The organism is Aeromicrobium sp., from assembly GCF_049587115.1.
GTDB lineage: Bacteria > Actinomycetota > Actinomycetes > Propionibacteriales > Nocardioidaceae > Aeromicrobium.
The window spans coordinates 1-1,569 of the sequence record NZ_JBAVDI010000005.1 but is presented as its reverse complement, the minus strand read 5'-3'; the positions used below and the strand labels follow the sequence as shown (position 1 = coordinate 1,569).

General features: G+C 69.0%; 2 protein-coding genes. Both read left to right on the top strand.

Features of this window, described 5'->3' with window-relative positions; all coding sequences use genetic code 11:
- Positions 1–507: uroporphyrinogen-III synthase (locus WB461_RS00500; protein WP_423850764.1), on the top strand; the 507-nt coding region annotated here is incomplete at its 5' end.
- A gap of 2 nt (positions 508–509) precedes the next feature.
- The gene (gene hemB, locus WB461_RS00495) at positions 510–1,487 is read left to right on the top strand and encodes a porphobilinogen synthase (protein ID WP_423850763.1); all 978 of its coding nucleotides are present in this window, start codon (positions 510–512) and stop codon (positions 1,485–1,487) included.
- Positions 1,488–1,569: the final 82 nt, after the last annotated feature.

Genomic DNA, 1,569 nt, shown 5'->3' with positions numbered 1-1,569 from the left:
GGTGAGAAGTCGGCGAACGGCCTGCTCGCCGACTGGCCGCCGTTCGACGAGGTGCTGGACCCCATCAACCGGGTCTTCCTGCCCCGGGCCGACATCGCGACCGAGACCCTGGTGGCCGGGCTGGTCGATCTGGGCTGGGAAGTTGACGACGTCACGGCCTACCGCACCGTTCGGGCCGCGCCGCCGCCAGCCCCGACACGTGAGGCGATCAAGACCGGAAAGTTCGACGCGGTCATGTTCACCTCGTCGTCCACGGTCCGCAACCTCGTGGGCATCGCTGGCAAGCCGCACACGTCGACGATCATCGCGTGCATCGGCCCGGCGACCGCCAAGACGGCCGAGGAGCACGGCCTGCGGGTCGACGTCCTCGCTGAGTCCCCGTCGGTGGAGGTTCTGGCCGACGCGCTGGCCGAATTCGGCGCGGCTCGCCGTCTGGCTTTCCTGGATGCGGGTGAGCCGGTCACCAAGCCTTCGCAGAAGCGTCCTTCGACGCGACGCAAGGCCTGATCATGTCGTTTCCTGCCGACCGTCCTCGTCGCCTGCGCCAGTCGCCGGCGATGAGGCGGCTGGTGGCTGAGACGCATGTCCAGCCGTCCCAGCTGGTCCTGCCGATGTTCGTCCGCGAAGGCATCAGCGAGCCGCGCCCGATCAGCAGCATGCCCGGCGTCGTTCAGCACACCCGTGAGTCGGCCCGCAAGGCCTACGCCGAGGCGGCAGCGTTGGGCCTCGGCGGGGTGATGCTCTTCGGGGTTCCTGAGCACAAGGACGCTCAGGGCTCGGGGGCGCTCGATCCGCGGGGCATCCTCAATGTCGCGCTGGCCGACGCGCGCGCGGAGGTCGGTGACGACCTGCTCGTGATGTCGGACCTGTGCCTCGACGAGTTCACCGACCACGGCCATTGCGGCGTGCTCGACGAGCGCGGACGGGTCGACAACGACGCGACGGTGAAGATCTACGCCCAGATGGGCATCGCGCAGGCCGAGGCCGGGGCGCACGTCGTCGGGCCCAGCGGCATGATGGATGGCCAGGTGGGCGCCATTCGGACGGCCCTGGACGGCGCTGGTCACGACGACACCGTGATCCTGGCCTACGCTGCGAAGTACTCCTCCGCGTTCTACGGCCCGTTCAGAGAAGCCGTGGGCTCCTCGCTGCAGGGTGACCGCAGGACCTATCAGCAGGATCCTGCGAATGCTCGTGAGGCGATCCGCGAGGTGCTCCTGGACATCGAGGAGGGCGCCGACATCGTGATGGTCAAGCCCGCGCTGTCCTACCTCGACTTGATTGCTGATGTACGCGCGGCGGTCACGGTGCCGGTTGCCGCCTACAACATCTCCGGCGAGCTCGCGATGGTCGAGGCGGCCGCGGCCCGCGGTTGGATCGATCGCGAACGGACGGTCGACGAGATCATCACCTCGATCCGCCGGGCCGGCGCCGACATCGTCCTGACCTACTGGGCTGTCGAGCTGGCGTCTCGCCTTCGCCGCTGAGCTGACCGCGAACGCCAGAGGGCCCGGTCCACGTGGACCGGGCCCTCTGGCGTTCGCGGTCAGCTCAGCGGCGAAGGCGAGA

Bases quoted from the DNA above. Each gene is read 5' to 3' on its own strand.
- hemB (WP_423850763.1), top strand. From the start codon at position 510: ATGTCGTTTCCTGCCGACCGTCCTCGTCGCCTGCGCCAGTCGCCGGCG.